General features: G+C 53.2%; 13 protein-coding genes. 7 read left to right on the top strand and 6 right to left on the bottom strand.

What is annotated here, in order from left to right:
• Positions 1–30: 30 nt before the first annotated feature.
• A complete protein-coding gene (locus EE896_RS20740; RefSeq protein ID WP_110411791.1) occupies positions 31–924 on the bottom strand; it encodes an ABC transporter six-transmembrane domain-containing protein in 894 nt (297 codons plus the stop codon).
• Between the two features lie 104 nt (positions 925–1,028).
• On the opposite strand from EE896_RS20740, the gene EE896_RS20735 reads away from it, so the two are divergent.
• From EE896_RS20735 to EE896_RS20725, 3 genes are all read left to right on the top strand, one after another.
• Positions 1,029–1,604 (top strand): TetR/AcrR family transcriptional regulator, encoded by a 576-nt coding sequence (locus EE896_RS20735; RefSeq protein ID WP_140915918.1) that lies wholly within the window; start codon positions 1,029–1,031, stop codon positions 1,602–1,604.
• Positions 1,605–2,076: 472 nt separating this feature from the next.
• Positions 2,077–3,462, top strand: coding sequence for a diaminobutyrate--2-oxoglutarate transaminase (locus tag EE896_RS20730; protein WP_003851454.1), 1,386 nt, complete (start codon positions 2,077–2,079; stop codon positions 3,460–3,462).
• Between the two features lie 14 nt (positions 3,463–3,476).
• Positions 3,477–4,943, top strand: coding sequence for a pyridoxal phosphate-dependent decarboxylase family protein (locus tag EE896_RS20725; RefSeq protein ID WP_008924702.1), 1,467 nt, complete (start codon positions 3,477–3,479; stop codon positions 4,941–4,943).
• A gap of 62 nt (positions 4,944–5,005) precedes the next feature.
• Here EE896_RS20725 and EE896_RS20720 read toward each other — a convergent pair whose 3' ends face one another.
• Both EE896_RS20720 and EE896_RS20715 read right to left on the bottom strand, forming a co-directional pair.
• Positions 5,006–5,155, bottom strand: a complete 150-nt coding sequence (locus tag EE896_RS20720) for a hypothetical protein (protein WP_008924703.1) — start codon at positions 5,153–5,155, stop codon at positions 5,006–5,008.
• 164 nt (positions 5,156–5,319) lie between these two features.
• Positions 5,320–6,633 carry an MFS transporter gene (locus tag EE896_RS20715; RefSeq protein WP_140915919.1) on the bottom strand — a complete coding sequence of 438 codons (1,314 nt, stop codon included), beginning with the start codon at positions 6,631–6,633 and terminating at the stop codon, positions 5,320–5,322.
• Positions 6,634–6,840: 207 nt separating this feature from the next.
• Between EE896_RS20715 and EE896_RS20710 the strand changes: the two genes are divergently transcribed.
• On the top strand, positions 6,841–7,149 hold the full coding sequence (locus EE896_RS20710; protein ID WP_140915920.1) for a VF530 family protein: 309 nt from the start codon (positions 6,841–6,843) through the stop codon (positions 7,147–7,149).
• 70 nt (positions 7,150–7,219) lie between these two features.
• Here EE896_RS20710 and mqo read toward each other — a convergent pair whose 3' ends face one another.
• Entirely contained in the window at positions 7,220–8,869 is a 1,650-nt protein-coding gene (gene mqo / locus EE896_RS20705) for a malate dehydrogenase (quinone) (protein WP_140915921.1), read from the bottom strand.
• 306 nt (positions 8,870–9,175) lie between these two features.
• Between mqo and EE896_RS20700 the strand changes: the two genes are divergently transcribed.
• Together EE896_RS20700 and dcuR are read left to right on the top strand one after the other, a co-directional pair.
• On the top strand, positions 9,176–10,810 hold the full coding sequence (locus EE896_RS20700) for a sensor histidine kinase (protein ID WP_140915922.1): 1,635 nt from the start codon (positions 9,176–9,178) through the stop codon (positions 10,808–10,810).
• Positions 10,807–11,526 carry a two-component system response regulator DcuR gene (dcuR, locus tag EE896_RS20695; protein ID WP_003851470.1) on the top strand — a complete coding sequence of 240 codons (720 nt, stop codon included), beginning with the start codon at positions 10,807–10,809 and terminating at the stop codon, positions 11,524–11,526. Before EE896_RS20700 ends, dcuR begins: the two co-directional genes overlap by 4 nt.
• Here the strand turns inward: dcuR and EE896_RS20690 are convergent.
• Together EE896_RS20690 and EE896_RS20685 are read right to left on the bottom strand one after the other, a co-directional pair.
• The gene (locus EE896_RS20690) at positions 11,520–12,482 is read right to left on the bottom strand and encodes an FAD:protein FMN transferase (protein ID WP_140915923.1); all 963 of its coding nucleotides are present in this window, start codon (positions 12,480–12,482) and stop codon (positions 11,520–11,522) included. The genes dcuR and EE896_RS20690 overlap by 7 nt on opposite strands.
• Positions 12,483–12,545: 63 nt before the next feature.
• Positions 12,546–15,326, bottom strand: coding sequence for a flavocytochrome c (locus EE896_RS20685; protein WP_105099708.1), 2,781 nt, complete (start codon positions 15,324–15,326; stop codon positions 12,546–12,548).
• A 590-nt stretch (positions 15,327–15,916) separates the two neighbouring features.
• Here EE896_RS20685 and EE896_RS20680 point away from each other — a divergent pair.
• The gene (locus EE896_RS20680; RefSeq protein WP_003851475.1) at positions 15,917–17,425 is read left to right on the top strand and encodes a DASS family sodium-coupled anion symporter; all 1,509 of its coding nucleotides are present in this window, start codon (positions 15,917–15,919) and stop codon (positions 17,423–17,425) included.
• The last annotated feature ends 20 nt before the right edge of the window (positions 17,426–17,445 follow it).

Here is a 17,445-nt window from a genome sequence, read left to right as displayed (position 1 = left end):
TGGAGAGCCCATAATTGCTTTACGGGCCAGTCATTGCGTGCCTGTATTCACCCGCCGGCCAATGTCTTTCAGCTGGGAGTATTTCTCCAGCAGCTGTGGACCATCATCCAGGCTCATGGCAAACATCCACATATAGGTCATCACCGAATAGATGTGACCCGCATCAGTGCCGCCACGGCTGGACATCACTGCAATGGTGGCAGCAAACAGCAGCGCCGCCACGCTGCCAATCGCCAGATAACCGTACGCTTCCCTATCGGAGAGGCGGATGCGCAGGATGGCCAGCACGCCATAGTGACGGCCAAGTGACGCGGCGTTCGCATTGCTGACAAAGCTCACCTCTTTCTCCAGCCGGTTATTCAGACGACCAAACAACGCGTCGTTTTTACGGGTAAACCCCGGCAGAAAACAGGCAAAGAACAGCAGGATCGCCAGACAGCCTGCGCCGGTCCAGAACTCGATAGCCAGCAGCATCACGGCGGCACCGGTCATCGACGCCAGCGAGGTTATCAGCACTGGAAGATGTTTCTCAAAAAAGTCGACAAATTCACGTGACAACGCCACCCGCGCGGCAATCGTTGAAGCGCTCTGGTTTTCGCTGCGCTGCGCCACAATCACCGGCACGGCCAGTTCAGCGTAAATGCGGGCAAAGGTGCGGGTATCCACACTGCGTCTTGCTGCGCCAATGGCCCACATAGTAAAGACCATCGCGGCATAGAGCACTGCATGCCAGGTCCTGCCGGAGATGATCGCATTGATCGCGAAGCCTGCCAGCAGCGGATAGAGGAGATACATGACATTCTCCGCCACCACCAGTAGCAGCGTGAGGAAAAGCTTGCGGCTATGGCGACGGCCAAGCATTTTTAATGTCAGAATAGCGCTGCGGGGAGCCGCAACAGGAAGGATAGTTTTTGAGGAATGCATAGTTTCTGTTTCTGATATAGTTATTATTGAGCGGTCGCTCAAGTACAAAAAGCAGTCTATTTGAGCAACCGCTCAAAGTCAATGTAGCCATTATCGGGAGAATAATGAAAGAGTCAGCTGAAGCATTGAGAACCAGGATACTGGATGCGGCGATAGTCCTGTTTATTGAAAAAGGGATTGAAAAAGTGACTACCCGGGAGCTCACCGAATCAATGGGTATCTCACGCAGTCATATCTACCACTATTTCAGTAACTGGCAGACACTCTGCCTGGCGGCGCTGGAGCGCTTCATGCAGGTGGATTTTGAAACGTTTGCTGACTCCCTGAAGATGCTCACACCCCGCCAGCGGCTGGCGACGCTTATCGAAAGCCATCTGCCGAGCGCACCGGATGCAACCTGGCAACTCTATGCGTCGTTCTGGCAGACGGCTGCACATAACGAAGCCTATGCGGCGCTGGCCGATGAGATGACGGATGCCTGGCAGGGTTTGATGGAAGCGATTATTCGTGACGGCGTCACGGATGAGACACTGCAGTGCATTAACGTGCCCCGTACCGCCAGACAGATCAGCGCCATGCTCAACGGCTATGCCGACCTGCTGACCATCAATCCTTCTGAAAAAAAAGCACGCGAAGCACTGGCAGACTTAAATCAATTTATTGATGCTGTCCTGTCATAAACCCGATTAACCGGTTTATTAGCGAGACGGCACCGACCAGATATTAATTAAATGTTAATAAAAGGTTTATTATTTTAATTAGTCGGCGGTTTATTGCTGCTATAAATGCAGCTTCCGCAGTCAAACAGACTTATACCTTTTCTGTCTGATAAGGCCTCTTTTTGATAGCGTTTTTACCCGGAAACAGCTGTTTACACAGATTATTATCATTGACTTAGCGCAACCGGAGTCAGGTAAGCTGGTGTTTTTACGCCAGTTATTGGAAAGCAGCTAACGAAGCGGCAAGAATAGATGCGCTCAGAATCCCACCAAATGATTGATTCCTATAGTAAAGAATCCGATATCTGATGATGAAATTAAACATTGAGTCGGACCTTAAAAACACCTATATTGGCCGCGCTTTTACATAGCCACCCATTTTAATTCATTTATTCAACTGTGACGCTACGCCCGTCCCGGTTGTAGGAGAGATATGATGACGGATAAAGTCCGTATTGATAGTTTGAATGCACAGAACGCAAACGCTACCAACGAAACGTATTTAGCCCGTCAGGCTGAATTTGAATCAAACGTTCGCAGTTATCCTCGTAAATTGCCATTCGCAATTGCGAAAGCTCAGGGTGTCTGGATTACAGATGTCGAGAATAATCAGTATCTCGACTGTCTTGCAGGTGCAGGAACGCTGGCGCTGGGACATAACCATCCCGATGTTTTGCAGAGCATTCAACATGTCATTACCAGCGGCTTGCCGTTACATACTCTTGATTTAACTACGCCTTTAAAAGATGAGTTCTCTGAGTACCTGCTCTCCTTATTACCGGGCCAGGGCAAAGAGTACTGCCTGCAGTTTACTGGCCCGTCCGGCGCAGATGCCGTTGAAGCGGCGCTGAAACTGGCGAAAAAGCACACCGGTCGTTCCGGCATTATCAGCTTCTCCGGTGCCTATCACGGTATGACCCACGGCGCGCTGTCGGTCACCGGCAACCTGTCTCCGAAAGAAGCCGTTGATGGCATGATGCCGGAAGTGCAGTTCATGCCTTATCCGCACCTTTACCGCTGCCCGCTGGGCATTGGTGGTGAAGCGGGCGTAAAAGCACTGACTTACTACTTCGAAAACCTGATTAATGACGTTGAAAGCGGCGTTCGCAAACCCGCTGCCGTCATTCTGGAAGCGGTTCAGGGTGAAGGCGGTGTTAACCCGGCGCCAGCGGAATGGCTGCAGCGTATCCGCAAAGTCACCAAAGAGCATGGCATTCTGCTGATCATTGACGAAGTCCAGGCGGGTATTGCCCGTACCGGTAAATTCTTCGCCTTTGAACACGCGGGTATTGAGCCAGACATCATTGTGATGTCCAAAGCGGTCGGTGGTGGTCTGCCACTGGCGGTACTCGGCATTAAGAAAGAGTTCGATGCCTGGTCACCAGGTCACCACACCGGCACCTTCCGTGGTAACCAGCTGGCAATGGCCACCGGCCTGACGACCCTGAAACTGCTGAAAGATAATAACATCGCTGACAAAGTCGCGGCACAGGGCGAATGGCTGAAAGGCAAACTGGGCGAGCTGCAGCAGCGCTATCCGGTCATCGGCAATGTGCGCGGTCTGGGTCTGATGATCGGTATTGAGCTGGTGAAACCCGATGAGCCTGCTGACCACATGGGCAGCTTCCCGGCAGACGGCGAGCTTTCTGCGCTGGTTCAGAAGAAATGCTTCGAGAACGGCCTGATTCTGGAGCGCGGCGGACGTCACGGCAGCGTATTACGTCTGCTGCCTTCCCTGCTGATCACGGATGCAGAACTTGACGTGTTCATGGATAAATTTGAAAACGCCCTGCTGTCAGCTGGCGTGAAACCAGTTTGAGTGGAGTGAATGCAATGTCCCGGTTAAACCCGATTCTGGCGGCCTCAGCACAGAGTACCGAGGCCTACCAGCAGGCGATTGCCCAGAGTAGCGCGGCTGTCGTTAAGTGGCTGGAACAACCTGAGATGTATCAGGGAAAAACCGTCGCAGAGCTGCGCGAGCGCATCACGCTGGACTTCAATCCTCAGGGCCTGGGCAACCAGGCCGCGATTGAACGCGCCATTGAGTACTTCCTCAAAGATAGCCTGTCGGTGCATCACCCGCAGTGTGTGGCGCACCTGCACTGTCCGAGCCTGGTTATCAGCCAGGCGGCGGAAGTGCTGATCAACGCCACCAACCAGAGCATGGATTCATGGGATCAGGCACCGTCTGCCACCCTGATTGAAATGAAGCTGATTGAGTGGCTGCGCACCCAGGTGGGTTATCAGCCTGGCGACGCCGGTGTCTTCACCAGCGGCGGTACACAGAGCAACCTGATGGGGCTGATGCTGGCACGTGACGCCTGGTTTGCCCGCCAGGGACATTCGGTACAACAGGATGGCTTAACCGGCGACCTGAAGAAGATTAAAGTCTTCTGCTCAGAAAACGCACACTTCTCCGTACAGAAGAACATGGCGCTGCTGGGTCTGGGTTATCAGTCCGTCACGCAGGTAAAATGTGACCGCTTTGCCCGCATGGACATGGATGACCTGCGCCACAAGCTGGCCGTATCCAAAGCCAACGGCGAAAACATTCTGGCGATCGTTGCCACAGCCGGTACCACCGATGCGGGTGCGATCGATCCGCTGCGTGAGATCGCGGCGCTGGCGGCGGAAGAGAACATCTGGGTGCACGTCGATGCAGCCTGGGGTGGCGCACTGCTGCTCTCAGAAAAATATCGCGATTATCTGGATGGCATTGAGCTGGTCGACTCCATCACCCTGGACTTCCATAAGCAGTTCTTCCAGACCATCAGTTGTGGCGCTTTCCTGCTGAAGGAAGCACGTCATTATGAGCTGATGCGCTACCAGGCGGCCTACCTGAACTCTGAGTTCGATGAAGCGCAGGGCGTGCCGAATCTGGTGTCCAAATCGCTGCAGACCACCCGCCGTTTTGATGCACTGAAACTGTGGATGGGCCTGGAAGCGCTGGGTCAGAAGCAGTATGCCGAAATCATCGATCACGGTGTGACGCTGGCGCAGCAGGTTGCTCAGTACGTTGATGAACAACCAGCGCTGGAGCTGGTGATGAAACCGCAGCTGGCCAGCGTGCTGTTCCGCTATCGTCCGGCGCATCTGGCGCACTTCAGCAGTGCGGATATCGCCCTGTTGAACCAGCGTATCGGTGATGCTCTGCTGGAGTCAGGCCGCGCTAACGTTGGCGTGACCGAGCATGATGGCGTGACCTGCCTGAAAATGACGCTGCTGAACCCGACAGTGACGCTGGATGATATCAAAGTGTTGCTGACGCTGGTGGAAACCACGGCACAAAAGCTGGTGTAATTTCCCCGCAATCCGCAGCCCGTCGCATAAAACAAAACCAGCCGCCAGGCTGGTTTTTTCGTTCAGGCAGCTCTGTTTTCCAGTCCCAGCTTTTCAGCCAGCCGATGCACGGCAGAAGCCAAAAGGTACTCCTCTGCGATCTCCGAAAATTCCGACCAATGCTGGCTCAGAAACCAGGCCACGACTTCGCTTTCCTCTTGTGACAATTCCATATCGTCTCCCGTTAGAATCAGGAAAGTATGGTTGGCGATATATATCGGGACATCAAGCGCGTATTGCCGGATGAGCGACAGAATCGGGTCCCATTTGACCCAATATACAGCCAGGCACTGATGCAGATCTGGACGATTGCCAGATGCCCTGCCCCTGGTCTGTCTCAGCGTGCGTGTGGCTCATCCAGCATCCGCAGATGGTCATCTTTATTGAGCGTCATCAGTGCCACAATACTTACCAGTGCTGTCGCCATCACATACCAGGCGGGAATATCGGGGTTACCCGTCTCCTTAATCAGTCCGGTGATGATTAATCCTGCGCAGCCGGAAAACACCGCATTGGAGAGTGAATAGGCCAGCCCAAGCCCGGTATAGCGCACCCGCGTCGGAAACATTTCGGACAGCATCGCGGGTCCTGGCCCGGCGAGCAATCCGACTACCCCGCCCGCGATAAACACCACCAGCGCTTTTAGCAGCAATCCGGCGCTCTCTGACTGCAACACGTTTAACAGCGGCAGAGAAAGTACCAGCAGCAGTACCGCCGCCGAGACCATGACTGCCCGTCGCCCAATCCTGTCGCTCAGCATTCCGGCCGGAATAATCGTTGCGGCAAAGCCGAGGTTGGATATCACCGCAATCAGCAGCGCCTGGTTAAAGCCAGTATGCAGCGATGCCTGCAGATAAGTCGGCATGATCACCAGCCAGGTATAGCCCGCCGCCGACCACACCATCAGTCGGCAGATACCCAGCAGAATTGTTTTCAGTGTGTCACCCAGGCTGGCGTCGATTTTTGCTACAGGTTGCGCCTGCTGCTGAATAAATGCCGGCGTCTCCTCCATCTGAACCCGCAGCCAGAGCGCCAGAACGCCCAGTGGCAGCGCGACAAAGAACGGAATGCGCCAGCCCCAGCTCAGCATCTGCTCCGGCGTCAGCAGCACCGAAAGCAGCGCGACAATGCCCGCGCCTGCCAGCAAACCCAGCGCCACGGTAAAGGATTGCCATGCGCCATACAGACCCCGCTTACCGCGCGGCGCAAACTCGGTCATCAGTGAAACTGCCCCGCCATACTCGCCACCCGCGAATAGCCCCTGCAGGATGCGCAGACCGGTCACGATCAGCGGCGCCAGAATACCCAACCGGGCGTAGGTGGGAACCAGACCAATAGCCGCCGTCGCCAGCGTCATCATGATCAACACAAAGATCAGTACAGGTTTGCGCCCGATGCGGTCGCCCATACGGCCAAAGATGATCGCACCCAGCGGACGGAAGAAAAAAGCGATGGCGAATGAGGCATAGGTCAGCAGCAGCCCGGTCAGCGCGGATTCCCCTTCCAGCCGGAAGAAGTTCTGCGCAATAACGGTAGCCAGAAAACCATAAACCGCGAACTCATACCATTCAATGAAATTCCCTACCGAACCGGCAAGCAGCGCACGTTTACGGCTGGCAGAGCTGAGCAGATTTCCAACGGGTCCGGACATGAGCGACGTTCCTTTTTAGAGCATCATCAGTTGCTTATGATTAGCACAATCACTGCATGCCTGCGCGCTCTTCTGCCCGTCACGTTAACCCGAACACATAAAAGCAGCGATGATGCGCCGCGGGTGAGCTTTTTCACCTTCAGTCCTTGCACAACCGCTTTACGATTGTCAGGATGTGCGGCATTGACTGAATCAGGCGGATAGACGATGAACGCACACACCTCAAAAGATCCTCTGCATGGCGTAACGCTGGAGATGCAGATTAAAAGTTTAGTCGCGCAGTATGGCTGGGCGGAGCTGGGAAAACGGATCAACATTAACTGCTTTAAAAGCGATCCCAGCGTTAAATCGAGCCTGAAGTTTTTACGTCGTACCCCCTGGGCGCGGGCTGAAGTCGAAGCGCTTTATCTCGACTCGTTAAGTGCGCAACCTGCAGCGCGTGAAGAACCGTCAGACGCGGATCAGGCCCCTGCTGAAGATCCCTGGGGAAACTGGCGCGACAAAACGCCGGAGTAATACCGATCAGGCGGCAATAAAAAGCCCGCACAGGTTAACCTGTGCGGGCTTTTTTTACGTCAGGTCGCTGTTACAGCGCCATATCGTGTTTCGCTGAAGGCGCAGCCTTCTCAGGCTGTGCGGCCGGCGCATCTGTGGTTTTGTCTTCCATGTTGATCACGGGCGGCGTGGTCAGTTGCAGAGTCTGAGCGGTCTCATTCCAGACCTGCTGCAGCAACGGCACGTTGTCATTCAGTTTCTGACCGTAACCTGGGATCATCTTGTGGATCTTCGCCTGCCATTCCGGTGACTTGAACTCTTCCGGGAACAGTTTCTGCATCACGCTCAGGGAGATAGGCGCTGCGGTTGAGGCACCAGGAGATGCACCCAACAGTGCCGCCACGGTTTTCTGCTGATCGGTCACAATTTCTGTACCCAGCTTCAGCACGCCACCTTTATCAGCATCTTTCTTGATGATCTGCACACGCTGACCGGCCTGAATCAGTTTCCAGTCCTCTTTCTTCGCGTCCGGATAGTATTCCTGCAGTGCTTTAAAGCGATCTTCATCACTCAGCATGACCTGTCCGATCAGGTATTTCACCAGGTCGAAGTTATCCATACCCACATCGGTCATCGGCACGATGTTATGAGTCGTGGTAGTGCTCAGCAGATCAAACAGCGAACCGTTTTTCAGGAACTTGGTGGAGAAGGTCGCAAACGGTCCAAACAGCACGACGCGTTTGCCGTCCAGATAACGGGTATCCAGATGCGGAACCGACATCGGCGGTGCACCGGTTGACGCCTGACCATAGACTTTCGCCAGGTGACGATCGGCAATCGCCTTGTTTTCAGTCACCAGGAATGATCCGCCTACCGGGAAGCCCGCATAGTTATCCGCTTCCGGGATACCGGTCTTCTGCAGTAATTTCAGCGCACCACCACCCGCACCGATAAAGACATATTTCGCGTCAACAGCACGTTCGTTGCCGTTTTTAGCGTCTTTAATGGTGACGTGCCAGGAGTTGTCGCCGTTACGTTTGAAGTCGGTAACTTCAGAAGAGGTTTCAAGACGGAAGTTATCGTTCTTTTTCAGGCTGCCGATCAACTGACGGGTAATTTCACCATAGTTAACATCGGTGCCAACTGGCGTCCAGGTTGCAGCCACTTTCTGCTGTGGATCGCGACCTTCCATGACCAGTGGTGCCCACTGCTCGATCTGCTTGTGATCGGTAGAGAACTTCATGCCCTGGAACAGCGCCGTTTTCTGCAACGCCGCATAGCGTTTGGTCAGGAAGTCGACGTTGTCGCCCCAGACGAAGCTCATGTGTGGCGTTGAGTTAATGAAAGAGCGCGGATCGTGCATTACGCCCTCTTTAACCTGTGAGCTCCAGAACTGGCGAGAAATCATGAACGCTTCGTTAATTTCCAGCGCTTTAGAGACGTCGATAGAACCGTCTTTACGCTCAGGCGTATAGTTCAGTTCCATGTTGGCAGAGTGACCTGTACCGGCATTGTTCCAGCCGTTAGAGGATTCCAGTGCCACGCCATCCAGCTTCTCAACCATGATCTGTTTCCAGCCAGGCTGCAGCTCTTCCAGCATGGTGCCCATTGAGGCGCTCATAATGCCGCCGCCAATTAACAGGACGTCAGTTTTTTCTGGTGAGGTTTCAGCGTGAAGGGCTGAAGAAACTAACAAGGCCGCGAGGGAAAGAGTGGGAATAACTTTCTTTGAATTCATCATTTTAATCTACAGCTCAGACGGTACTGGTTAAAAAAAGTCCTCAAAGTTTAAAATAATGTTATTTGTGAGTTAATGTGAAAATAGTTATAAAATTAAAAATAGCAATTTAGCCTTATTTTAATTACAAAAGGCTTACTGAATTGCTTACATATTTTAACCACACATTAAGGGTGTCCTTTGAATTATACAATCCCCTAACACAAATATTGTTTGAGTGCGACTGCCCACGCGCAGGCCGCTAAAACTGTACTGATGCGGTGAGTTAGCGTATGTTTCCTGGCGATCTCCCATCCGTGCTGGACATTCATGAAAAGCCAAACACAGAATCGATATGCCGTGCCGAAACGACCAATGAAACTCAGTACTCTGACCACCCTGATGATGACCGCCGTTATCATCACGGTATTGGTCGCTGTCCATCTGCTCTATTTCGTTCAGATTGATAACTTTGCTCAGTCGCATCTCAAAGACAAGGCGATGGCAGTGGCTCGCACGCTGGCAGACACGCCTGAAGTTCAGCGTGGTTTGTTGTTGCCGGACGGCAGCAGTCAGATTCAGCCGCTGGCTGAAGCGGCCCGCAAGCGTAACGGTCTCCTGTTCGTGGTGGTCACGGATATGCAGGGTATTCGCTTTTCACATCCCAATGCGGCGGTGATTGGCAAACACTTTGTCGGCAATGATATCTATCCCACGCTGGACGGACGGGAAAATGTCGCCGTCAATCATGGCGTACTGGTGGAGGCACTGCGGGTATTTACGCCCGTTTATAACGCACAGCATCAGCAGATTGGCGTCGTGGCGATCGGCATCGCACTGAATGATGTGGCGGCCCAGATTGCTAAAAGCCGCTGGAATATCGTCTGGACAGTCCTGTTTGGTGGTCTGGCAGGCCTGTTGGGTATGCTTATTCTGGTCAGGCGACTAAAAACCATCTTACTGGGGCTGGAGCCGCACGAAATTTCCAGCCTGTTTGAGCAGCGTCAGGCCATTCTGAATTCCATTAAAGAGGGTGTGATTGCAGTAGACGATCAGTCGCGCGTCAGCCTGATCAACCACGCGGCTCAGCAGTTGTTACATGAGACGACCCGCAAGATGCCGTCAAGCGGCGATTTGATTGCAGAAGAGAGTGTGATGCATCGTCATCAGCAGGATGCACTGCATGCAGGTAAAGCCTGGTACGACCAGGAGTTGACGCTGGGTAACCGGATCCTGATCAGCAACACCGTGCCTGTTCGCAGTCGCGACCGCATAATTGGCGCGGTGACCACCTTCAGGGACAAGACGGAGATTAGCCAGCTGATGCAGCGGCTGGACGGCATGGTAAACTATGTGGATGCATTACGTGAACGGTCCCATGAGTTCATGAACAAGCTGCATGTGATTCTGGGCCTGCTGCACATGAAAAATTATGCGCAGATGGAAGAGTACATCCTGAAAACGGCTAACGCCTATCAGACTGAAATCGGTTCACTGCTGCAAAAGATTAAGTCGCCGATCATTGCCGGCTTCCTGCTCAGTAAAATCAACCGGGTGACCGATGAAGGTCATCAGCTGATTATTGATGAAGCGAGTTTTCTGCCTGACTGCGGCAGCGAGGAGCAGAACGCGGTTCTGATTACCGTACTGGGCAATTTAATTGAAAACTCGCTCGAGGCGCTGGACCCGGAAACTGAAGGGGAAATTCACCTCATGCTGCACTATCAGAACGGCTGGCTGGCCTGCGAAGTGAGTGATGATGGGCCGGGCATTGACGGCAACCAGCTCAGCACCATTTTTGAGCGCGGTGTTTCATCAAAAGGCGACGATCGTGGTGTCGGATTATTTCTGGTGAAGCAGCAGACCGAAAGCCTGGGCGGCAACGTCAGTGTCGAATCGGAACCGGGTGTATTTACCCAATTCTTGGTACAACTTCCGTGGGAGAGAGGAATGATTACCCAATGATCAATGTGTTAGTTGTCGACGATGATGCGATGGTAGCCGAACTTAATCGCTGCTATATCGGGCAGATCCCAGGCTTCATGTGCTGCGGCACCGCCTCAACCTTACAGCAGGCAAAAGAGCGGCTGGCCCAGGAGGAGCCACAGGTTGATTTAATCCTGCTGGATATTTATATGCAGCAGGAAAACGGGCTCGACCTGCTCCCGGAACTGCGCAGTGCCGGACGTCCGGTCGATGTGATTATCATCTCGTCAGCCGCCGATGCCGCCACCATCAAAACCTCGCTCAACTATGGCGTAGTGGATTATCTGATCAAGCCGTTTCAGTTTGCCCGCTTTGAAGAGGCGCTGACCGGCTGGCGACAGAAAAAATCGCTGATGGATAACCACCAGTTCTATCAGCAGTCGGACGTTGATCAGCTGTTGCATGGAAATCCGCCAGGCGCCAGCGAGCAGAAACGCCTGCCGAAAGGATTAACGCCGCAGACGCTGCGCACCCTCTGTCTGTGGATCGATTCGCATCCTGGCACCGAGTTCTCTACCGATGAGCTGGCAACGGAAGTGAATATCTCTCGCGTCTCCTGCCGCAAATACCTGATTTGGCTGGCGCAGATTAATATTCTGTTCACCAGTATTCACTATGGTGTCACGGGCCGTCCGGTTTACCGCTACCGCCTGCAGCCGGAGTATCACACCTTACTCAAACAGTACTGTCAGTGAACCAGCCGGTACCCGGTGTCCAGTAACTGAAACAAAAAGTGACGTTGTGACGAGCAGATGACCTGCCTGTCACGGGTCACAAAGATCGCTTCAATGCCCGGTTTATCTGCCAGGCAGGCCATGCCCTTTTCGACACCTAAGCCATAGAGCAGTGTCGTGTAGATGTCACCATCCAGTGATCGTTCAGAGATCACCGTGACGCTCATCAGCTCGGTATCCAGTGGATATCCGCTGTGCGGATTGAGGATGTGGTGATAACAGATGCCATCCAGCTCGAAATAGCGCTCATAGACACCCGACGTCACCACCGAGCGGTTGTTCACGCCAATCACGCCAATCAACTCATCGGCCTCACCAAAAGGTTTTTTCAGGCCAATTGCCCAGCCCGCCTCTTCGGGCGGCGCGCCCACCGTCTGCACGTTCCCGCCCAGATTAATCAGCGCATTGCTAACCTGCTGCTGGCGCAAAAACGCCTGTACTACGTCGGCGATATAGCCCTTGGCGATGGCACCCAGATCAATCTCCATTCCCGGCCGGGCCAGCATGACGCTGCGACTTGCGGCATCTAGGATGACGTCATGGGGATTCGTCAGCGCCATGCGCATCTTAAGGTCGGTTTCTGACGGGACGCTGTGTCCCTGAAAACCGATTTTCCAGCACTTCACCAGCGGCCCGATAGCAAGATTAAACAGGCTGTCCGGCAGCAGGCTGACGGCATGTGCGCAGGCGATCAAATCAAAGACTGGCTGGCTGACGACCACAGGATGCTGACCGGCCGCGTCATTAACGGCCATCACTTCAGACGCCGCACGATTTACCGTGAAAAGGTTCTCCTGCTGTTTGATCAGACGGAAAACCTGAGCGGCCAGCGTCTGGTTGTCTTCGAAGAGCTTCAGCAGAATGGGCGAACCCATTAAAACAGCGGAGTAAGCATAGACACGCGCATCAGTTAACATAGGCGACTCTGCTTTGAATAGGAAAAAACCGGCACCCGCGGGTGCGGATGCCGGAGACTGCCGTTAACGTCGGGCGTAAGCGGCGGCGTTACCACCCGCCAGAATACCGAAGATGATGATATCTGCCACGGCGTTACCGCCGATACGGTTCGCGCCGTGGATGCCGCCAACCACTTCACCACACGCCCAGGCACCGTTGATCACCTGCTTCTGGCTGTCCAGCACCGCTGTAGTGGTGTCGATAGTGACGCCACCCATAGTGTGGTGAACACCCGGAGCAACACGAATCGCGTAGAACGGCGCTTCACTCAGCGGATGGCGCAAAGCGGTCTGACGACCGAAATCTTCATCCTTCTGCATGATGACGAAGTTGTTGTAACGGGCCAGCGTTGCTTCCAGCGTGTGATGCTCACTCATGTTGAGTTTCACCGCCAGTTCTGCCACGGTTGGCGCGCTGATCACAAAACCTTTCGCGATATATTCGTCAGCCGCTTTGTTGTTCATACGCACCTGCTCATCAAACACAATCCAGGCACTCTTTTCTGGCAGCGCGATGATCTGTGCGGAAACTTTGTCGCGGGTTTCCATTTCGTTGTAGAAACGTTCGCCCGCCTGGCTGACCAGGATGGCGCCGCCGCCGCGAATGGATTCGGAGACAAGATAAGAGGTGGTCTGCTCAACCGTTGGGTGAATCTGGATTTCACCCATATCCACGGTGCCGGCACCAATTTTTTCCAGCATCGCAATACCGCTGCCGGTGGCGCCTTTATGGTTGGTCGTCACGAAGCCATCGAGTTCAGGACGGTATTTCACCACCAGCTCACGGTTAGCACTGAATCCTCCGGTCGCCACAATCACGCTTTTGGCGTTCAGAATACGGCTGTCGTTGTACTCATCAACCACTTTCACGCCCGCGACTGCGCCATTCTCATAGAGGATCTCGGCGACGGAGGTTTCCAGCAGGACTTCAATGTTGCGGCTGTTGATATTTTTTACCAGGCCGCTAATCAGGAACCCACCCACCGCTGAGCGGTCAGCCGGACGGTGCGTACGGTCGATGCTCATCCCGCCGGTAATAGTGATGTCGTTAAGCTCAATGCCTTTATCCGCCAGCCACTCAATTGCTTCAGGTGCCAGGTCAACAAACTCACGCAACAGCACCGGATTGTTTTTGAACTGACCGCCTTTCAGCGTCTCTTCATAGAACAACTCTTTGCTGTCTTCAATGCCTTTGAGTTTCTGGAAGCGGGTTTCAGCGGCGTTCATGCCTACTGACGCTTTAATCGTGTTGCCGCCAATGGTCGGCATCTTCTCGATGATCACCACGCGCGCGCCTTCATCGTGCGCCTGAATCGCCGCCGCCAGACCGGCACCGCCGCTACCCACAATCACCACATCGTAATTCTGTGGTGCGTTAGGGTTACCGCCTTCCTCGATCACGTGTTGCTTGCTGGAGGTGGTCATCGCGCGTGAAACCGCTTTTTTAAGCGCCTCACTCTGAGTGGTTGCACCGGTAATCGCATCAACGTGTGGGCTGTTCGCCACCAGAATGCGGCTACGCAGGCTTTCAAAGGTGGTGGTGAAGTCCACATCCAGCGTGTCATCCGGCACCAGCGAGATGTCGGTGATACGGTCGGTATCCAGCGTGACGTTGATTTTCAGCTTCAGCGCTTCGGCTTCAACTTTTTCCTGATAGACGCCCGCTTTGTATTTACGGCCTGATTCGCTGGTGTCGCGGATCATCGCATCGACCAGCGAGAAGCGCCACAGCGGTTCAGGGATCTGCAGTTCTTCGCGTTTGTTGCTGTCGATGTAGAGCTCAAGGTGTTCATTGTTGATGATGCGATCGGTCCAGTTCGGATAGGCGATACAGGCTTTACCAATCGCGACCAGATCGTAACCCTTCTCCAGCGCCAGCTCCGCATCCGCTTTGTTCACCACGCCGCCGACACCGATTACCGGTACTTTTGCCAGCGCAGGTGAGCGCATCGCGACGAATTTCTCAATCAGCGGCGTCGGGTCCTGAGTATCAACAATCGACGGACGCAGCAGCTGGCCGACAGAGAAGTGAACGTAATCGAGTCCACGCGCGGCCAGTTTTTCCAGCAGATAAAGCGTGTCATCAAAACGGATGCCGGGGACTTCGATCTCTTCCGGCGAGAAGCGATAGCCGATAATGAACGAGTTATGCGCGAAGCGCTCCGCCATCTTATGGGTGATTTCCAGCACTTCCAGCGGGAAACGCGCGCGGTTATCGCGGCTGCCGCCCCACTTGTCATCGCGCTGGTTAGAGTTGGGTGAATAGAACTGCTGAATCAGGTAAGTGTTGGCACCATGAATTTCGACACCGTCGAAACCGGCCTTGATGGCGCGGTTTACTGCGTCACCAAATTTGGTGATCATGGTATCGACCTCTTCAGCGCTCAGCGCGAGAGGCTGCGTTGCCCCTTCACGAGGCGCCGCGATGGCGCTGGGCGCAACCGGTGTTTTTCCGCCAATCAGTTCTGGCTCAACCATACGGCCGCCGTGATAGATCTGCAGAATGGCGGTTGAGCCTTCAGATTTAATTGCGTCCGCAATACGTTTGAGTCCGGGAATTTTATTGTCGCTGTCGATAGCAATGGCACCTGGAAATGCCGGGCCACGGTTATCAATAAAACAGCACTCTACAATCACCGTACCGATGCTACCCGCGCGGGCGCGATAGTACTCGACCAGCTCGCTGGTGACCGTGCCGTCGTAAAAACCGGTACAGGTGGTCATCGGAGCCATGACCAGCCGGTTTTTTAAAACAGCGCCATTGGGCAGGGTAAGTGGATTAAGAAGGGGAGTGAGAGATTTCATTGCGATAAACTCCAAAATTTAAAAAGTCTGGAAATTTTTAGCGGACGCAAATTATCGCTTAATTAAGTGGTCCGATGTCATAACGTTAATATACTCTTTTCTTTGCTTTCTTAAGCGATAACTTTACTTTTATAACTTTTAAACGATTTTTATTTTTTATTTGCCGGGAAAGTAAAACGAAGTTATATTAATTGTTAACTATCAGTTACCAAAAATCAACCATTCATTTACACAACAAATAAGTTAATTAAAATCATAGCGTTATGGAAAAAACATTTGCTTTACAGAGTCATTTTGTTGTTGATCAGCTTCACAGAGTCGTCAAATCCCTGACGCAGTAAAAATAAATTAATAATAAATGTTAAAAAACGGGAATAATGAATTAATTTCTTTGATCTGGATCAAAATTCTTATTTCTGGAAATCGCATTATATTTACATGGATTTAAAAGCGCTGCTCATTATCACAGCAGCAGATTAAAAAAAATCAGTGCATCGCGGTTTATTCACACTATTAAGAATATAAAAGAAAGTCATCAGTGAAGGTCCGGGGCGCAAATCGCATTCTTATTAACTTGCAGATAAAACACTATGAAAACACTCTCAGCTGTTACTGAACCCCCAAAAGCCGATCCTGTGGCGGCGGGTAAAAAGAAAGCTATCATGCTGGCGCTGCCGGTAATCGTTGCCGTACTGCTGTTGCTTGTTCCCACCCCAGCCGGACTCGAACCCTACGCCTGGCACTTTTTCGCCATTTTCGTGGGCGTGATTGTCGGGTTGATTTTTGAGCCTCTGCCAGGTGCCGTGATCGGTCTGACTGGCGTGGTGGTCATCGCGCTGTTCAGCCAGTTTCTGCTCTTCAGCCCGGCTGAACTGGCTAACCCGAAATTTAAAGTCGCCAGTGAGTCCTTTAAGTGGGCGGTCAGCGGTTTTGGCAACTCTACAGTCTGGCTCATCTTCGGTGCCTTTATGTTCGCCGCAGGTTATGACAAAACGCAGTTCGGGCGTCGCCTTGCGCTGATTCTGGTGAAATATCTGGGTCGCCGGAGCCTGACGCTGGGTTATGCCATCACCTTTGCTGACCTGTTACTGGCACCCTTTACCCCGTCAAACACCGCGCGCAGTGGCGGCACGATTTACCCGATTATTGCTAACCTGCCGCCGCTGTATGGTTCTAAGCCTAATGACCCAAGCGCCCGTAAAATCGGCTCTTACCTGATGTGGGTCGCGATTACCGCAGCCTGTATCACCAGTTCAATGTTCCTCTCTGCACTGGCTCCTAACCTGCTGGCGCTGGCGCTGGTGAAAAGCATCATCGGTTTTGATATTTCATGGGGCATGTGGTTCCTGGCCTTCCTGCCACTGGGCTTGCTGCTGATTCTGACCATGCCGCTACTGGCTTACTGGTTCTACCCACCTGAAGTCAAAATCAACGATGAAGTGCCAAAATGGGCTATTGCTGAACTGGAAAAACTGGGCCGACTGACCCGCAATGAAATCCTGCTGCTGGTGTTTGTGGTCTGTGCCCTGCTGATGTGGATTTTCGCCACTTCGTGGATTGAGCCCGCGATGGCGGCGTTACTGGTTGTCGTGCTGATGCTGTGGACCGGCGTCCTGAACTGGAACGACATCACCAGTAATAAACCGGCCTGGAACACCTTTGCCTGGTTCGCAACCCTGGTCGCGCTGGCAGATGGCCTGGCCCGTGTCGGATTCATCACCTGGTTAGGTAAAGAGGGTGGCATGCTACTGCAGGGTTATGACCCGCAGGTTTCAGCCGTGGTGCTGTTAATCGCCTTCTTCCTGCTGCACTACCTCTTTGCCAGCACCACCGCGCACACTACCGCGCTGTTACCGGCCATGCTGACCATCGCAGCGTCAATCCCAGGCATCAATATGCCCGTATTCTGCCTGATGCTGTGTACCTCTTTGGGTGTGATGGGCATCATCACGCCATACGGCACTGGCCCAAGTCCGATTTACTACGGTAGCGGCTATCTGCCTACCAAAGATTACTGGCGTCTGGGTACTATCTTCGGTGCCATCTTCTTAGGTTCGATGATGCTGATTGCTTATCCGTGGATGGTGTGGATGTTCTGACGGATACAACATGCAGATCA

Source organism: Pantoea eucalypti (assembly GCF_009646115.1).
GTDB lineage: Bacteria > Pseudomonadota > Gammaproteobacteria > Enterobacterales > Enterobacteriaceae > Pantoea > Pantoea eucalypti.
Note: the sequence above shows the minus strand (reverse complement) of the source record. Positions and strands in the feature narration are given on the sequence as shown.

Excerpts from the sequence above, each read along its gene's own strand:
- EE896_RS20740 (WP_110411791.1), bottom strand. The coding sequence starts at position 924 with ATGCATTCCTCAAAAACTATCCTTCCTGTTGCGGCTCCCCGCAGCGCT.
- EE896_RS20735 (WP_140915918.1), top strand. The coding sequence starts at position 1,029 with ATGAAAGAGTCAGCTGAAGCATTGAGAACCAGGATACTGGATGCGGCG.
- EE896_RS20730 (WP_003851454.1), top strand. The coding sequence starts at position 2,077 with ATGATGACGGATAAAGTCCGTATTGATAGTTTGAATGCACAGAACGCA.
- EE896_RS20725 (WP_008924702.1), top strand. The coding sequence starts at position 3,477 with ATGTCCCGGTTAAACCCGATTCTGGCGGCCTCAGCACAGAGTACCGAG.
- EE896_RS20720 (WP_008924703.1), bottom strand. The coding sequence starts at position 5,155 with ATGGAATTGTCACAAGAGGAAAGCGAAGTCGTGGCCTGGTTTCTGAGC.
- EE896_RS20715 (WP_140915919.1), bottom strand. The coding sequence starts at position 6,633 with ATGTCCGGACCCGTTGGAAATCTGCTCAGCTCTGCCAGCCGTAAACGT.
- EE896_RS20710 (WP_140915920.1), top strand. The coding sequence starts at position 6,841 with ATGAACGCACACACCTCAAAAGATCCTCTGCATGGCGTAACGCTGGAG.
- mqo (WP_140915921.1), bottom strand. The coding sequence starts at position 8,869 with ATGATGAATTCAAAGAAAGTTATTCCCACTCTTTCCCTCGCGGCCTTG.
- EE896_RS20700 (WP_140915922.1), top strand. The coding sequence starts at position 9,176 with ATGAAAAGCCAAACACAGAATCGATATGCCGTGCCGAAACGACCAATG.
- dcuR (WP_003851470.1), top strand. The coding sequence starts at position 10,807 with ATGATCAATGTGTTAGTTGTCGACGATGATGCGATGGTAGCCGAACTT.
- EE896_RS20690 (WP_140915923.1), bottom strand. The coding sequence starts at position 12,482 with ATGTTAACTGATGCGCGTGTCTATGCTTACTCCGCTGTTTTAATGGGT.
- EE896_RS20685 (WP_105099708.1), bottom strand. The coding sequence starts at position 15,326 with ATGAAATCTCTCACTCCCCTTCTTAATCCACTTACCCTGCCCAATGGC.
- EE896_RS20680 (WP_003851475.1), top strand. The coding sequence starts at position 15,917 with ATGAAAACACTCTCAGCTGTTACTGAACCCCCAAAAGCCGATCCTGTG.